The following is a 16,518-nucleotide window of genomic DNA, read 5'->3' as shown; positions in this document are numbered from 1 at the left end:
TATCCTTTCACCTTAGTTATAACATCTGTTGGCTATTCCCCAGAGGTGCTTGTAGTAAGAAACAGCGCTATGAACAATGTTTTAATACAATTGCAATCATTGTACAAAACAGATACCGTTATTACCGTATCGCGCCGCCGCCGCGAAATATTGCAGGATGTGCCCATGCCTGTAACAATAGTAACCGGCGCCCATATTGATGAGGCGGGCGCATTCAATGTAAACAGGTTAAAGGAATTAATTCCTTCTGTACAATTATATTCTTCCAATCCAAGGAATACGGCGCTTAATATAAGGGGCCAGGGAACAACATTTGGCCTGACCAACGATGGCATTGAGCCCGGTGTTGGCTTTTATGTGGATGGCGTATATTATGCAAGGCCTGCCGCCACCACGCTTGATTTTATAGACGTTGACAGAATTGAAGTGATTCGCGGCCCTCAGGGCACCTTATTCGGGAAAAACACTACTGCCGGTGCATTTGTAATTACCACACGCAAACCGTCCTTTAAACCAGGCGGCAATTTTGAATTAAGTTATGGTAATTACGGCTACATACAGGCTAAAGCTTCCGTTACAGGCAAGGTCGTAAAAAACATAGCGGGCCGTCTGTCATTCTCCGGAACACAACGCAATGGCACGCTTAAAAACATCAGGACAGATGAATCTGTAAATGACATGAATAATCTGGGTGTACGCGGCCAGTTATTGTTTACGCCTTCAGAAAAAATAGATATTACACTTGCCGGCGACTATTCTACCCAGCGCCCAAACGGTTATGCACAGGTAATTGCAGGCGTTGTAAAAACAATGCGCGCCGATTATCGCCAGTTTGATGCCATTATTGCCGATCTTAATTATACATTGCCTACAACCAACCCTTTTGATCGAATTATTGATCATAATACACCCTGGCGTTCAGATAATGATTTGGGCGGCACTTCGCTAAACATGGATTTTAAATTAGGCCCGGGCACCCTTACTTCCACTACCGCCTGGCGTTTCTGGAAATGGGGCCCATCTAACGACCGCGACTTTACGGGGTTATCTTCTTTGCAATTATCGCAAGCCCCGTCCAGGCATCATCAATGGTCGCAGGAAATACGTTATGCAGGCAATATTAATGAACATCTGAGCGGTGTTATTGGCCTGTTTGCAATTGGGCAGGATCTTAAAACCAATCCCTATCATACAGAAGAATCAGGGTCTGACCAGTGGAGGTTTTCACAAAGCTCCACCAGCGATAAGTGGGCAACGCCTGGCTTACTGGATGGTTACGGCATTCATACAGTTTCTGACCTTGAAACATTCAGTGGCGCAGCTTTTGCCCAGTTGGATTGGAAGATTATAAACAGGTTACATATATTAGGCGGCATTCGTTACAACTATGATAAGAAAAAAGTTGATTTTGACAGGAAAACGTATGGCGGACTGGAAACAACAGATGCTGATTTGATCGCGATAAAAAAATCGGTTTATACAGATCAGCAGTTTAATGTAAATACGGATAACAATAATGTTTCCTATCTCGCAACACTATCGTATAAGATAACTCAGCAAATCAACAGCTACCTTACTTATTCCACAGCCTATAAATCAGTAGGCCTTAACCTTGGCGGCCTGCCAACAGATGATGGCCGCGTTATGACCGAGCTTGCAGTTATTAAACCGGAATATGTGCAGCATTGGGAACTTGGTATAAAGACAACGCCTTTTTCTGGTACTACTTTAAACTTAACAGCCTATAATACCAATATAAAAAATTATCAGACATTAGTGCAAACGGCAGAGGCCGGCGTAAACCGGGGCTATCTTGCCAATGCTGAAAAAGTACGTATTCAGGGTATTGAGTTTGATGGCAGTAGCAGACTTAACGATAATTTTTCAGTGTTTGGCGCCACCGCCTATACCGATGGAAAATATATTTCATTTACAAATGCGCCGGTGCCGCTGGAAGAAACAGGCGGGTCTTCTGCCTTCAAAGATATTTCCGGCGGCGTGCTGCCCGGTATTTCAAAATGGTCTGTTTCATTAGGCGGAGAGTTTAGCACGCCTGCAGCATTTTTTGGCAAGGCAGGAAGATTCTTTATTGCCCCGGAAGGCTTTTACAGGTCATCTTTTTCATCAAGCCCTTCACCTTCCAAATACTTAAACGTACCATCGTATGTCATCATAAATGCGCGTGCCGGTTTTCGCGTTAACAACGGCCTTACCGCTTTTGTGTGGGGCAGAAATATATTTAATAAAAACTATTTTGAACAATTGCTGGTGGCTTCGGGCAATGCAGGCCAGTATGCTGCTGTTCTTGGCGATCCCAGAACGTATGGCATAACATTACGTTATGCTTTCTAAAATATTAAAGTGCCATCAGCATGGTGCATAATGTAACGAGCCTGCGGCTCTCAATAACATTTTGGTGGTTTCAACCGGGTTGAAACCCATTTTTACAATATTTTTCGGGGCTCCTTTTTTTACCTTTAAAATTTTAATGCGTTTGCCCTGCATCATTTTGCAAAATCTTTCCATCCACAATATTTTTTTCTTAGGTTTGAAGGCATGAAAAAATGGCTGTACACAATTCTCAGTTTCAATATTATTTTCTATTCCTGCAGCTCTTCAAAAATTTCCGTTGGCGCAGGCAAAGAGGTTAACCCCTATCATTATACCATAACAAAAAATGCTTCTGTAAAAAATGGTTGCGTGGCAAGCGCACATCCTTTAGCCAGCGAAATCGGGCTGGCCATATTAAAAAAAGGCGGGAATGCTTTTGACGCCATGATTGCTACACAGCTTGCTTTAGCCGTTGTGTATCCTGCAGCAGGAAATATAGGCGGCGGTGGCTTTACTGTTGCGCGAACGCAGGATGATGCTTTAATTGCGCTCGATTACCGGGAAACCGCGCCTTTAAAGGGCAGCAGGAATATGTACATTGATTCAGCCGGCAATGCCAGGACAGACTGGTCGCAGAACGGGCATTTATCGGCAGGCGTTCCCGGTACTGTCGCCGGTTTATTTGCCGAACATCAATATGCAAAGCTCCCGTTTAAAACATTGATACAGCCTGCCATTGACCTGGCGGAGAAAGGATTTGTTTTAACCAGCGGCGAAGCGGCAAGCCTGAACGGCAACAAAGATTATTTCATTAAATATAATACCAAACCTACTGCCTTTGTAAAGCAAACTGCCTGGAAAGAAGGAGATACTTTATACCAGCCTGAACTGGCCGCCACCTTAAAACGCATTCGTAATAAGGGCGCCAAAGGTTTCTATGAAGGCGAAACGGCAAATCTGGTTGTGGAAGAAATGCAGCGCGGGAAAGGCATGCTGAGCCTGGAAGATTTGAAAAGCTATGTATGCAGGCGCCGGAAGCCCGTTGAATTTGATTACCGGGATTATCATGTGGTGAGCATGCCGCCATCCAGCAGCGGCGGCATTATTTTGGGCGAGATGCTTAAAATGATTGAACCTTATCCCATGAGCAGCTACGGTTTTCAAACTTTAAAAAGCGTGCAGCTTATGATTGAAGCAGAGCGCCGCGCTTATGCCGACCGTGCAGCACATTTGGGTGATCCTGATTTCTGGGATGTGCCGCAAAATATTTTATTGAGCGATGCCTATCTTAAAAAAAGAATGGGTGATTTTGATTCCACAAAAGCAGGCATAAGCGCAAACATTAAAGCCGGCAATGTGCATGAAAGCGACCAGACAACACACATCAGCATTATTGATAAAGATGGCAACATGGTGGCCGTTACCACAACATTAAACAACAGTTATGGCAGTAAAACAGTTGTGGGCGGCGCCGGTTTTTTATTGAATGACGAAATGGACGATTTCAGCATCAAGCCCGGCGTGCCTAATATGTATGGCGCCATTGGCGGCGACGCCAATGCCATTCAGCCCGGCAAACGCATGTTAAGCTCTATGACGCCAACACTGGTTTTAAAAGATAATAAACCTTTTATGGTGGTGGGAACACCAGGCGGCACCACCATCACGACTTCTGTATTCCAGTCTATCGTAAATATTGTTGACTTTAATATGGATGCAAATGATGCGGTTAATAAGCCCAAGTTTCATCACCAATGGTTGCCGGATACAGTTTTAATTGAAAGGGATTTTAATGAAAACACAGCAAAGCAACTGGAAGGAATGGGTTATAAACTTGTAAAACTGCAGGCCATTGGCAGAACAGAACTGATAAAGATTTTACCCGATGGGACACGTGAAGCCGCAGCAGACAAGCGCGGCGATGACAGCGTAAGCGGGTATTGAGTTGAAATTATTCTGTTCAAAGGTTCACGTGCTCACAAATTCAAATGTTCTGTAGAAATGTATGTACTGTGCTTACAGAAACATTCCGTTACGAATGATGTTTGGTCAGACGCTTCCAAAGCGTCAGACCAGCGGCGCACAACCGTAACACCCTGAAGCACCAAAGCCGGCCATCAAAAATATATTATATGAATACTGAAGAAGCTTTTTTGCAATCATCCGTTAAAAAATTCAAAGCACAAAAATTGCTTGGGGATAAAGTTTTTGCACAACTGGATGAACAGAATTTCTTTTTTAAGCCCTCTGCCGAAAGCAATTCCATTGCTGTTATTGTGCAGCATGTAAGCGGCAATATGCTTAGCCGGTGGACAAATTTTTTAACCGAAGACGGCGAAAAATCCTGGCGTGAAAGGGATGCGGAATTTGAAGATACCCTATCAACAAAGGAAGATGTTCTGAACGCATGGAACAAAGGCTGGGATTGTGTTTTAAAAACACTTGAAAGCTTACAACCTGGAGATGTAATGAAAACAATTACCATACGAAGTGAAACGCATATAGTGGTTGATGCCATTATAAGGCAAATAGATCATTATGGCAGCCATGTGGGGCAAATTACATGTGGGGCAAATTATATATATAGGCAAGCTTATAAAAAATGAAAGCTGGCAATCACTGAGCATCTCTAAAAACAAAAGCAAAGCATTTAATGATTTCATGGGCCATAAAGCATAAACCTGTTTGAGGCCTGCAACCCGGAGATATCCAATCCCGGAACCGGCATTACAAATCATACACAAAAAATCATACATCAGAAATAAAAAACTATGTTTCCACAGGCAGTAATATTCGATTTAGACGGCACACTCATTGACAACAACGCATACCATATAGAGGCATTCAAAGCATTTTATGATAAGATAGGCAAACCTTTTTCGCTGGAAGAATATAAGCAGCATATAAATGGCCGGGTGAACCGCGAAATTTTTAATTATGTTTTCAATACAACTTTAAGCCCTGAAAAGATTGAAGCATACACCAATGAAAAAGAAGGCTTATACCGTGAATTATATGCACCGCATATAAAACCTGTTGAAGGGTTAATTGATTTTTTAAACGAATTGGAAAAAGCAAATATCCCAAAGGCTGTTGCCACCTCAGGCATTATTCCCAATATTAATTTTATGTTTGAATATATTCCTATAAGAAATTATTTTCTTAGCGTAATTGACTCAACGCAGATCAAGACAGGCAAGCCACACCCTGAAATATTTTTAAAGGCAGCCGGTTCTGTTCATGCCGATCCTTCAGCATGCGTTGCGTTTGAAGATTCCCTGGCCGGCATTCAATCTGCAAAAGCAGCCGGCATGAAAGTGGTGGCGCTAACCACCACACATACGGCGGAAGACCTGCACGAAGCAGATCTGATTATTAAAGACTATACCGAAATATCGCTGGACAAATTACGGGCATTAAAAACTTTATAAGCCTGCGCAATTCCGCATTATGGCTGTGCAACATCTATCTTCATCATTATGCAGCATCCGTTTGATGTAATCATTATCGGCGGGGGCGCAGCCGGTTTTTTTACAGCCATTAACCTGTCTGAAAAAAACGCTTCGCTTAAAATTGCCATACTCGAAAGAGGAAAAGAAGTGCTCTCAAAGGTGCGCATTTCCGGTGGCGGCCGCTGTAATGTTACCCATGCCTGCTTTGATGCCAATGAACTAACGGGCTACTATCCGCGGGGCAATAAAGAATTGCGCGGGCCTTTTCACACATTTGCCGCAGCAGATACGGTTACATGGTTTCAGCAACATGGCGTATTGATAAAGAAGGAAGAAGATGGCCGCATATTCCCGCAAGCCAACACATCGCAGGCTGTTATTGATTGTTTTACCCGTTTGCAGCAGTCATCAGGCATTCAATTGTTTACAGGCGAAAACGTATTATCGCTTCAGCGCAGCAATGATATATGGCAATTGCAAACGCAGCAAACTATGTTCATCGCTAAACAAATCTGCATCGCTACAGGCAACAGCCCTGCTGTATGGAAATTGCTGCAACAGCTTGGCCATACCATTATCCCGCCGGTACCGTCGCTGTTTACTTTCAATTGCAAAGATGAACGTATTATACATTTACCCGGTGTTGCCACAAATGCAGCGGTAAGCATAAAGGATACAAAGCTGAAAGCATCCGGCCCTGTATTGATTACGCACTGGGGCATGAGCGGGCCGGCCGTTTTAAAACTATCTGCATGGGGCGCCCGCATGCTGCATGAAAAAAATTACAGCTTTATATTGTTTGTAAACTGGTTACCGGAGGAAGACGTTGAATCAGCGCTTCAAAAATTAAAGTTGCTGAAGGAACAACAGGCGCAAAAAATAATTGCCGTAAAATCACCATTTGTAATCCCCAGCCGTTTATGGGAAAGCATTGTGCATGCCTCAGCAATCAGTAAGCAAACAAGATGGGCTGATGTTTCCAACATACAGTTGCAGCAACTGGCGCAGCAGCTTTGTAACGCGCAGTTTACGATTCACGGCAAAAGCAGTTTCAAGGAAGAATTTGTTACAGCAGGCGGTATTGATTTGAAGGAAATAGATTTTAAAACCATGCGCAGCAAAGTGCTGCCCAATGTTTACTTTGCAGGCGAAGTGCTGAATATTGATGCGGTAACCGGCGGATTTAATTTTCAGAACGCATGGACAGGTGGCTATATTGCGGCATCGGCTATAGGCGCCGGTGAATAGCTTTAAATTATTATTATACATATAATTATTCCAACATTGAAACTTCATTATAAAAAAATTGAGCTGCCTTTTGAATATCCTTTCACTATATCCGGCGGCAGAACAAAAACACATCAGCCTTCTTTAATCGTTGCGCTGCAGCTCGGCAATCTTGCCGGTTATGGCGAAGCGCCTGCCATCACTTATTACAATATTACCGTTGAGCAAATGATCGCAGATATTGAAAGCAAAAAAAAGATGATTGAAAAGTTTGCTTTTACCACGCCGGAGCGTTACTGGCATTACCTGCATCATCTTATACCCAACAATCCTTTTTTGGTTTGCGCTTTGGATATGGCAGCATGGGATTTATTTGGCAGAATGCGCAACCAGCCTTTGTATAAATTATGGAATACGGACTGGAAGAATATTCCCGTTTGCGATTATACATTGGGCATAGATTCAATTGACAGGATGATTGAAAAAATGCAGCATACACCCTGGCCGGTATATAAAATAAAACTGGGAACGGAGTATGATATTGAAATGATTGAAGCATTAAGAAAACATACGGATGCCGTATTCCGTGTGGATGCCAATGCAGGCTGGCAACTGAATGAAGCACTTGAAAAAATACCTGTATTAAAAACACTTGGCGTTGAACTGGTGGAACAGCCTCTGGCAAAAGAGGCATGGGGCGATATGAAAACATTATATGAACAATCTCCTCTTCCATTATTCGCTGATGAAAGCTGCGTGTTTGAAAACGATGTGGAAAAATGTGTTGGCCATTTTCATGGCATTAATATAAAGCTGGTAAAATGCAGCGGCATTACACCGGCGCTGCGCATGATTGAAAAAGCGCGGGCGCTAAATTTAAAAGTAATGATGGGCAGTATGAATGAATGTACTGTTGGTTCTGCCGCCATTGCCCAGTTCTTACCGCAATTAGATTATGTGGACATGGACGGGCCTTTACTACTGAAAGAAGACATAGCAACGGGATTGAAATATGATAATGGCGTTGTTGTGATTGCTGATGAGCCGGGGCTGGGTGTGGAGGTTAAGACTGGTTCAGTCTCAAAAGACTGAACCAGTCTTATTTTTATGTTATCTTTAAAAATGTTTTCGCCCATAAATTTACATAGCAACTTTGAACCGGAAAAATTTTACCATGTTATTGCGAAAGCTGTTGACGGAATAAATTTATTCACTAACGATGAAAACAAATCTTTCTTCCTGAAGCGTTTTGCTCGTTACATCCCCGGCTTTGCTGATATATATGCTTATTGTTTACTGAACAACCATATACATTGCCTCGTAAAACCTAAATCTGTTAGTGAAATAGAATCACATTTAAAAGCATTGCCAAAAGAAGGACTAACCATTACATATAAAAAATTCCTGGAAAATGTTGCCGTATTTGATTTTGATGAGCTGATAGAAACACAATTCAATTATTTATTTGTAAGCTATGTGCGTTCTTTTAATAAAGTCTATCATCGAAAAGGCGGCATGTTCAATAACCCATTCAGATGTATTGAAGTAAAAGATGATTTTCATTTTACCCAACTGATTATTTACATTCATGCAAACCCGTTAAAACATGGAATAATGAAAGATTTTACAAAGTATCACTGGTCTTCTTACAAGGCAATCATTTCTCAAAGTCATACACTTCTTAAAAGAGAAGAAGTATTGGAATGGTTTGGCGGCAAAGAAAAATTTATTCAAATACATCAGGAGCAGGCAGCATTTTATTACAGTCATAATTTAAGTGGTGAATAGGTTAAGACTGGTTCAGTCTTTTGAGACTGAACCAGTCTGGTTAAAACACGGCCGCGGTTACTTTGGTATCGCTGCGGTTAAATGTTTTTTTCAATAGCTGTTGCACGTTTTCTGCTGCTTTATTCTTTTGCTGCTTTTTTAAAGCAATAACCAAACCTGTATAACTCCAGCCATTATTTGGATTGATGGCTTCATCTTCTTTAAAAACTTTTTCCGCCTCAGCATACCTGCCCGCTTTTATCAATACAGTTCCGAGATATTGCCTTGCAGGGTGCACCCAGTCTTTAGGCTCATTATAAATCATGGCATCTTCCAGTTCAACTGCCTGCTGCAAATAAGTTATTGATCGTTGCAGGTTGTTTTGTTCTTCGGCAATCACGCCCTGCAATATATTTTCAGCCACCCTGGCACCATTAACACCCGGATTAGCATAGTTAGGCGCTGGCGCTTTAAGCTGGTCATGCTTTAAACCTGTCTGCAATACTGCCAATTCATTACCGGCATGAACAAAATCATGTTTCCGGGCAAAGGCAAGGCCACGGGCATAATGCCGCAACAGGCTGGCATATACATATCCCGATGGTATTTCAGCATTCTGTAAAATATCATCCCATTTGCCAAAACGTATTTGTGTAAGCACAGGCGTCATATAAATATACTGCACAAAGATGCCCATAAAATCAGGCAGGCTAAGCCAACTGCTGTCGAAGCTGTTGCGGGCATCAATTGATATACGCATGGCATCTGCATAGTTTCCTTCCATATTGGCACAGGTGGCCTGCATGTGCAAATTATGAACGAGGTATAAAGATGCATTGTTTACAACGGCAGGATATATGCGCAGATAATCTTCGTAACCCTTCACTGCCTTATCATTCAAACCGAAGCCTTTTGCATAATTGCCGGTGCGTATGTAAATATGCGCGGGCATGTGCACTACATGCGAAACGCCGGGCATTAAATTAGGCAGCTCATCCGAAACGGCAAGCGCCCTTTCGGGATGATCAGACGCTTCCACCGCATGTATATAATAATGCGCCGCGCCGGGATGCCGAAAATTCTTTTTGAGCGCTTCTTCTAACGTAGCCACTATCAATGGCGTCCAGGCTTTTGGCTTTCCATAACGGTCGTACAGGTCCCAGGGATGCTGCACCATTAAAGCATCGGCATACAATACAACCGCATCAAGGCTTTCAGGAAACTGTGCATGCACTTTTTGCATAGCATCTGCATACAATTGATTGAGGTGTTCCCTCGTTTGCGTTGTATCGGCAGCATAGCGCACCGTCATTGCATTTATCAAACCTTTCTCAACAGGAGAACAATTGCCTGATAACGCTTTTGCTTTTGCAACAGCTGTTAATGCTTCCGGCGATGCGGCATATCCATAATCGTTTATGTTTGGGCCGTAAGACAATGCCTTGCCCCAATAACCCATGGCAAAGCCGCTGTCGAATTTTGTGCTTTTATCAAATGAAGCCAGCGCTTCAATTATGTGAAACCCGTAATACATATTAATGCCTTGTTCAAAATAAATGCGGGCGCTGTCATTCGTTGCAGTTACAGGCATGCGGTAATTGCCCCAGCCATTAAGCAATGGGATTATATTGAAGCTGTCATCAGGGTTAAACGCTGCTGCGTTGGCAGCGCAGCCTACCGCAAACTTTTGTTTATACTGCAAAACGCTTTGTCTTGCGGCATCGGCATCAATTGTATTGGTGCTCTTATTCACATGATTCAGTAATACATAACCTTCAAAAAGACAGGCGGCAATTGCAGCAATAAGCATTTTCATAATGGTTAGTTTTTGGTGTTTTAAAGTTATGAAAACTATACAAATACGGTTATAAATTTTAATGCGGTAAAAGCAAATTGTTGTTTTGCCGCATTAAGCCAACTGTTGTTTTTGAAAGCTTTACCAGCAATTTAAACTTCTGTCGCCTTATTCAAAAACACAATAAGCGGATGTAACGCTTCAAACGCTTTAATAACGGTTGACGTAAATTTTTTATCAGTAACCTGTGCATCAGTTAAAGGCGCTATGGCAACAATGCTTTTCAGCTTTATAAATTCAATGGCAGGATTGTTATCTTCATAACCTTTGGGCGGCCTTGACAAGCTATATTCGGCATCTTTGCTAATGCCTTTTGTATAGACCGACTTGAATTTTTTATGGCTGATGATGCCTTTAAACTCATCAAAATTATAATCTATCTCCTGCCGCAGTTTTTTTAATATATCAGGAAAAGGCTGATAAAGGCCGCCACCGGCAAAGCTTTCGCCTGGCTGAATATGCAGATAATAACCAGCTTTAAAACTTTTCCTGCCGCCGGCATTTATACTGGCGCCAAAGTTTATTTTATAAGGCGATTTGTCTTTACTGAAACGTATGTCGCGATTAATCCTGAACAGGCAATCTTTTGCTGCCAGTGATGATAACGTTGTATCGGTTTTAGAAAATTCATTCAGTATTTTTTGTATTGATTGAATATGATCTTGCTTGGCAGCTTCATATTTTTTCCGGTTGGCGTCAAACCACTCTTTATTATTGTTATTTGCCAGTTGCTTTAGAAACTGAAGTGTTGATGTTTGTAGCATATATTTAATTTTTTAAATTTTTTCTGTACTTTTCTCTTGAAAGAAAAGTACCCCCGCCTGACTGACACCAGTCGGGCAGGAAAAGTTCAAGCACGGATGATAATACAGCACATCCGTGCACACGCCTTGATTAAGCTTTTGTAGTGTTGTTTCTTCGGCTGTTGAGCCTTGATGCTTATATTCAATTAGCATTATTTTTTCAAAACAACTTAAATTATTTGAAGTGTTTTCATTTCGTGTTTGATGATTGAAATAAACAACCCTGAAAATCCATTAATCCTATAAATCCCGGTTCAGACTTAATAACTCCCCTTTAGGAGTTGGGGCTTGACGTCAAGCTCCTGAATATATCTTCCAGGTTATTGCCTTCCGTTTGCAAAGAAGTTATATCCAACTGTTCCGAAACAGCAAACTCAAGCAGTTGCCTGCGCAGCTCATTGGTATCGTTGGTGGATATTTTAAAGCTTTGATCATTCACCGCAACAACCTGCCTGGCTCCGGGCAGGCCTTCAAGCTGCGCTTTATTGATCTTTGTTGAAAAACTTACTGCAATGCTGTTTGACTGCACATGTTGTTTTAATGCTTCCACGCTGCTGTCGGCAACAAGCTGCCCTTTGCTGATGATGATAACACGGTCGCAGATGGCCTGCACTTCCTGCAAAATATGCGATGAGAACAATACCGTTTTATTTCTTCCCTGTTCTTTAATTACGTTGCGTATCTCAATAATCTGATTAGGATCCAAACCACTGGTGGGCTCATCTAATATCAATACTTCAGGATCATGCAATAAAGCTGCGGCCAAACCAACACGTTGTTTATACCCTTTTGAAAGCTGCCCTGTCTTCTTCCTGCTTTCAACGGTTAACCCGGTAAGCGCTATAATATTTTTAATTTTTTCTCTTGCATTTTGAACTTTATGCACGCCGGCAATAAACTGTAAATATTCCTTTACATACATATCGTAATACAAAGGATTGGATTCCGGCAGATAGCCGATCTTTTTCTTTGCATTCATTACATCTTTGCCTGTATCTGCACCGCACACTTTTATTTCGCCGGCATCGGGTTGTAAATAACCGGTTATCATTTTCATGGTCGTGCTTTTACCGGCGCCATTAGGGCCGAGAAAGCCAACAATTTCTCCTTTGCTGATGGAGAAGGAAACATTGTTTACCGCTTTTTGCGCGCCGTATTGTTTTAAAAGATTTTTTACTTCAATTGACATGCTAACGTTTTTGCCTGTAATTTTTGTCTTCTTAAGTAACAAATAGTTTTTATTGTTATTGTCACTTTCTTTTCTTGATAAAAGAAAGTAACCCCCGCCTGACCGAGTCAGTCGGGCAGGAAAGAAAATCAAGAAAAAATGATATTCAGCACATTTTTTCTTCCGCCCTGATTAGGCTTTTGTGTTGATGACTTTTCAGCAGTTGAGCCTTGATGCTTAGATATAATAGCGCACATTTTCTTTTAAACTCTTAAACCTGTGCGCCATTAATTCTTATAATCAATTCCGTACTTACCATTTTAAAAGAGCTATAAAATCTTCACGAACTTAATAACTCCCCGCCGCGGCGGGGATGGGGCAACAAAGATAGCGGCTGCCATGCAGCGCATACAGGTGAATGCGTTAATAAAATCTTTTTCTTCTTTGCCATGTAAAGATGTTTAATAAATTTACGCCTCAAAAAAATTTATAGCTCATGCCATATCCGTTTCAGATTACCTCGTTGAAAGAATACCAGTTACGTTATAAGCAAAGCATAGAAAACCCGGAGAAATTCTGGGGAGAAGTGGCCGAGAGTTTTTTATGGAAAAAGAAATGGGATAAAGTATTGGAATGGAATTTTACTGAGCCCAAAGTAGAATGGTTTAAAGGCGCCAGACTGAACATTACCGAAAATTGCATTGACCGCCATTTGCCTACAAAAGGGGAACTGCCGGCTATTATCTGGGAGCCGAATAATCCCGAGGAAAGAACAAGGATTGTTACCTATAACCGGCTGCATAAACGGGTGTGCCAGGTGGCGCAGATGCTGAAAAATAACGGCGTTAAAAAAGGCGACCGCGTTTGCATTTATATGGGTATGGTGCCAGAACTGGCTTATGCTGTTTTGGGCTGTGCCCGGATCGGCGCTATTCACTCTGTTATATTTGGCGGCTTTAGTGCACAAAGCATTGCTGACCGTTTGGAAGATGCAAAGGCGGAATACATCATCACCTGCGATGGCGCTTACCGCGGCGAAAAAGTAATACCGCTTAAGGATGTAATTGATGATGCGCTGATTGGTAACAAAACAATAAAAAAAGTAATTGTTTATACAAGAACAAGAACAGCGGTATCAATGATCAAAGGCCGCGACATCTGGTGGGAAGATGAAATGGCTTATGCCGAAGAACAGGTAGAGAAAGGCGGCGCAGTGAGGTTTGACGCGGAGGAAATGGATGCCGAAGACCCGCTGTTTATTTTATATACTTCCGGCTCCACGGGCAAGCCCAAAGGGGTGGTGCATAGCTGCGCCGGTTATATGATATTTACCGCTTACAGCTTTATAAACGTGTTTCAATACCAGTTTCCGCAGGTACATTTTTGCACCGCCGATATTGGCTGGATAACCGGCCACAGTTATATTGTTTACGGCCCGCTGGCTGCCGGGGCAACATCATTAATGTTTGAAGGCATTCCCACCTGGCCTGATGCAGGGCGTTTCTGGAATATTGTTGACAAATACAAAGTGAACATTCTATATACAGCGCCCACCGCCATACGCAGCCTGATGGGCTTTGGCGAAGCGCCCTTAAAGCATAAAGACCTTTCATCCCTGCAGGTTTTAGGCACCGTTGGCGAACCCATCAATGAAGAAGCATGGCACTGGTACGATGAAAATATAGGCAAGAAAAAATCTCCTGTTGTTGATACCTGGTGGCAAACCGAAACAGGCGGCGTATTAATATCCAACCTGGCCGGTGTAACGCCCGCAAAGCCAAGCTGGGCAACCCTTCCGCTGCCTGGTGTGCAGCCAGTGCTGGTAGATGAAAACGGCAGAGAGGTTACAACGCCCGATGAAGATGGATTATTGAAAGGCAACCTGTGCATTAAAGCGCCGTGGCCAGCCATTTTACGCACCACGTATGGCGATCATGAACGTTGCCGCAAAAATTATTTTGCCGCTTATCCCGGCTTATACTTCACCGGTGATGGCGCACTGAAAGATAAAGATGGCAACTATCGCATTACCGGCCGTGTGGACGATGTATTGAATGTAAGCGGCCACCGCATTGGCACGGCTGAAGTAGAGAATGCCATTAATATGCACAGCGGCGTGGTGGAAAGCGCGGTAGTGGGATACCCGCACGATATAAAAGGCCAGGGCATTTATGCTTATGTAATTTATACCGGCAAACATGATCCTGAGCTTACCAAACGCGACATCACCATGACCGTAAGCCGCATTATCGGACCTATTGCCAAACCTGATAAAATACAGTTTGTAAGCGGCCTGCCCAAAACCCGCAGCGGCAAGATCATGCGCCGCATCTTACGCAAGATAGCCGAAGGCGAAACCCGGAACCTTGGCGATACAACAACCCTGCTTGATCCGGGCATAGTGGAAGAGATTAAGAACGGAAAGGTGTAGAAATTTTATACGGGTGCTGTTTTAGAATTTAGTATTCCGCTATAAAGCGCTAACACTTAAAGTTTACAGGTTCACGGGTTTACCTGTTCACGGGTTGTTTAAAGTTTAATGTTACAACTATAAAAACTGTTTATCTATATGGTTTACATTAAAGCATTGCACGTTTTTATACAACACGGAATATAATCACCGTTCTTGCTGTAACGGACAATGCTATTCCCGGAACAAATTATAAAAACGCCACTTTCTATCAATAACCATAGTAGAACTTAGGCGCCCGGTAAAGCTGGAAAGAAATTGTAAGAACGAAGGTATAAAACCCGTCTTTTTTATCCGGGTTGCCCCGATACCCGTAAAACTTATAATCATTATTGGGAATTTCATCGGCTCTGTAAGAAAGAGAGGCCGCCTGCTGGCCATGTGTGGACAGTAACTGTACCGTATCCGGATATTGATGTATGCTTACATCATCTATGTAATCGGTAAGCGTTTTTCTTAAATTAAACGCACAGCTTACCATGATTGTATGTGTTAATGCATATTTTACACCTATGCCCATGGGAAATGATACCGCCCATAAAGGATAAGGTGAAGCCTGCCCCTCCGTTCCCAAAGGCTGCAAATATACTTTCTGGCCGGATTGATCATACGTCCAAGGATTAAAATGCACCATGCCTATCCCTGCAAAAATATAAGGCGTAAACTTTCGCGGGTTTGCTTCTGCAATATTCCCTTCATCCGGCTGCTCAATATTAAACAGGTCGTATTGAGCGGTGGCGGCAACTTCCAGTATGGATGACTGGAAACTAAGGTTTCTTTTCACCCATTTCCTGCCATTTTCAGCATCATTTGCCTTAAGAGCGCCATAGCTAAAGGCGATGCCGGTGGCAATATGGGGCGTTATTTTACAACTTAAGCCGGCAAACCCGCCGCGCTTAACCTGGTTAAATGTAACCTGTTTATCCTGCAGGTCGCCAAAATAGTTCATAGGCCCCAAACCGCCGGTAATATACCAGGCAGTTTGTGCTGCTGCGTTAAGCGCAGTAACAATAACAGCTATAGAAAATACAGCGCGTTTCACATAGATAATTTTGGTATGGATATGGTTAAAGATTATTTGCATGTGCATCATCCTGTAAACAGAACCGTGTTTCTGCTGTATGGCCTTTATTATTCTTTTTTTTCTTTTGAATCCATCCATTTCTTCATGCCATAGCCAACAACCGCAGCCGCTACGACCCAGGAACCAGGGTCGAGCGGAATTTCAGGATCAGGATCTCCTCCGGGATCACCGTCAGGCGGTTCATCCCCCTGGGCATTAACTGCTGATAAAGCCATAAGCGATAATGCCACCAATACCAGCTTTACATTTTTTATTGTTTTCATTCGTGCATATTTGTTTTTTCAGTTGTCTCATGGAACCTCGCTATGCACATTCCCTCCCGAAATTGGTTCGGGACAGGCTGTGTGAGAAAAATTATCAT

General features: G+C 42.6%; 14 protein-coding genes. 9 read left to right on the top strand and 5 right to left on the bottom strand.

The window, feature by feature from the left end:
* From QM629_RS18760 to QM629_RS18725, 8 genes are all read left to right on the top strand, one after another.
* A partial coding sequence (locus QM629_RS18760) for a TonB-dependent receptor (protein ID WP_415161437.1) occupies positions 1-2,352 on the top strand: 2,352 nt, incomplete at its 5' end.
* 204 nt (positions 2,353-2,556) lie between these two features.
* The gene (ggt, locus tag QM629_RS18755; protein ID WP_415161436.1) at positions 2,557-4,275 is read left to right on the top strand and encodes a gamma-glutamyltransferase; all 1,719 of its coding nucleotides are present in this window, start codon (positions 2,557-2,559) and stop codon (positions 4,273-4,275) included.
* A gap of 188 nt (positions 4,276-4,463) precedes the next feature.
* Positions 4,464-4,937 (top strand): DUF1572 family protein, encoded by a 474-nt coding sequence (locus QM629_RS18750; protein WP_415161435.1) that lies wholly within the window; start codon positions 4,464-4,466, stop codon positions 4,935-4,937.
* Entirely contained in the window at positions 4,870-5,010 is a 141-nt protein-coding gene (locus QM629_RS18745; protein WP_415161434.1) for a DUF1572 family protein, read from the top strand. Before QM629_RS18750 ends, QM629_RS18745 begins: the two co-directional genes overlap by 68 nt.
* A 92-nt stretch (positions 5,011-5,102) precedes the next feature.
* A complete protein-coding gene (locus QM629_RS18740) occupies positions 5,103-5,762 on the top strand; it encodes an HAD family hydrolase (RefSeq protein ID WP_415161433.1) in 660 nt (219 codons plus the stop codon).
* 48 nt (positions 5,763-5,810) lie between these two features.
* Positions 5,811-7,031, top strand: coding sequence for an NAD(P)/FAD-dependent oxidoreductase (locus tag QM629_RS18735; RefSeq protein ID WP_415161432.1), 1,221 nt, complete (start codon positions 5,811-5,813; stop codon positions 7,029-7,031).
* Between the two features lie 36 nt (positions 7,032-7,067).
* The gene (locus QM629_RS18730; protein ID WP_415161431.1) at positions 7,068-8,102 is read left to right on the top strand and encodes a dipeptide epimerase; all 1,035 of its coding nucleotides are present in this window, start codon (positions 7,068-7,070) and stop codon (positions 8,100-8,102) included.
* A gap of 15 nt (positions 8,103-8,117) precedes the next feature.
* A complete protein-coding gene (locus QM629_RS18725) occupies positions 8,118-8,798 on the top strand; it encodes a transposase (protein WP_415161430.1) in 681 nt (226 codons plus the stop codon).
* 40 nt (positions 8,799-8,838) lie between these two features.
* Here QM629_RS18725 and QM629_RS18720 read toward each other — a convergent pair whose 3' ends face one another.
* The 3 genes from QM629_RS18720 to gldA form a co-directional block, all read right to left on the bottom strand.
* A complete protein-coding gene (locus QM629_RS18720; RefSeq protein WP_415161429.1) occupies positions 8,839-10,593 on the bottom strand; it encodes a tetratricopeptide repeat protein in 1,755 nt (584 codons plus the stop codon).
* A gap of 131 nt (positions 10,594-10,724) precedes the next feature.
* Positions 10,725-11,396, bottom strand: a complete 672-nt coding sequence (locus tag QM629_RS18715) for a DUF2461 domain-containing protein (protein WP_415161428.1) — start codon at positions 11,394-11,396, stop codon at positions 10,725-10,727.
* A gap of 313 nt (positions 11,397-11,709) precedes the next feature.
* Positions 11,710-12,624, bottom strand: coding sequence for a gliding motility-associated ABC transporter ATP-binding subunit GldA (gene gldA / locus QM629_RS18710; RefSeq protein ID WP_415161427.1), 915 nt, complete (start codon positions 12,622-12,624; stop codon positions 11,710-11,712).
* Positions 12,625-13,099: 475 nt separating this feature from the next.
* On the opposite strand from gldA, the gene acs reads away from it, so the two are divergent.
* On the top strand, positions 13,100-15,034 hold the full coding sequence (gene acs, locus QM629_RS18705; RefSeq protein ID WP_415161426.1) for an acetate--CoA ligase: 1,935 nt from the start codon (positions 13,100-13,102) through the stop codon (positions 15,032-15,034).
* Positions 15,035-15,284: 250 nt separating this feature from the next.
* Here acs and QM629_RS18700 read toward each other — a convergent pair whose 3' ends face one another.
* Positions 15,285-16,115 carry a DUF6089 family protein gene (locus tag QM629_RS18700; RefSeq protein ID WP_415161425.1) on the bottom strand — a complete coding sequence of 277 codons (831 nt, stop codon included), beginning with the start codon at positions 16,113-16,115 and terminating at the stop codon, positions 15,285-15,287.
* 89 nt (positions 16,116-16,204) lie between these two features.
* Positions 16,205-16,420, bottom strand: a complete 216-nt coding sequence (locus QM629_RS18695; protein ID WP_415161424.1) for a hypothetical protein — start codon at positions 16,418-16,420, stop codon at positions 16,205-16,207.
* Positions 16,421-16,518: the final 98 nt, after the last annotated feature.

This window comes from Parafilimonas sp., assembly GCF_047606085.1.
In the GTDB taxonomy this organism is placed as follows: Bacteria; Bacteroidota; Bacteroidia; order Chitinophagales; family Chitinophagaceae; genus Parafilimonas.
The sequence above is the reverse complement of the archived record's forward strand: the minus strand, read 5'-3'. Positions and strand labels throughout refer to the sequence as shown.

Coding starts and splice junctions, on each gene's coding strand:
- QM629_RS18720 (WP_415161429.1), bottom strand. CDS start 10,593: ATGAAAATGCTTATTGCTGCAATTGCCGCCTGTCTTTTTGAAGGTTAT.
- QM629_RS18740 (WP_415161433.1), top strand. CDS start 5,103: ATGTTTCCACAGGCAGTAATATTCGATTTAGACGGCACACTCATTGAC.
- QM629_RS18695 (WP_415161424.1), bottom strand. CDS start 16,420: ATGAAAACAATAAAAAATGTAAAGCTGGTATTGGTGGCATTATCGCTT.
- QM629_RS18745 (WP_415161434.1), top strand. CDS start 4,870: ATGGCAGCCATGTGGGGCAAATTACATGTGGGGCAAATTATATATATA.
- QM629_RS18750 (WP_415161435.1), top strand. CDS start 4,464: ATGAATACTGAAGAAGCTTTTTTGCAATCATCCGTTAAAAAATTCAAA.
- QM629_RS18735 (WP_415161432.1), top strand. CDS start 5,811: ATGCAGCATCCGTTTGATGTAATCATTATCGGCGGGGGCGCAGCCGGT.
- QM629_RS18715 (WP_415161428.1), bottom strand. CDS start 11,396: ATGCTACAAACATCAACACTTCAGTTTCTAAAGCAACTGGCAAATAAC.
- ggt (WP_415161436.1), top strand. CDS start 2,557: ATGAAAAAATGGCTGTACACAATTCTCAGTTTCAATATTATTTTCTAT.
- QM629_RS18725 (WP_415161430.1), top strand. CDS start 8,118: ATGTTATCTTTAAAAATGTTTTCGCCCATAAATTTACATAGCAACTTT.
- gldA (WP_415161427.1), bottom strand. CDS start 12,624: ATGTCAATTGAAGTAAAAAATCTTTTAAAACAATACGGCGCGCAAAAA.
- acs (WP_415161426.1), top strand. CDS start 13,100: ATGCCATATCCGTTTCAGATTACCTCGTTGAAAGAATACCAGTTACGT.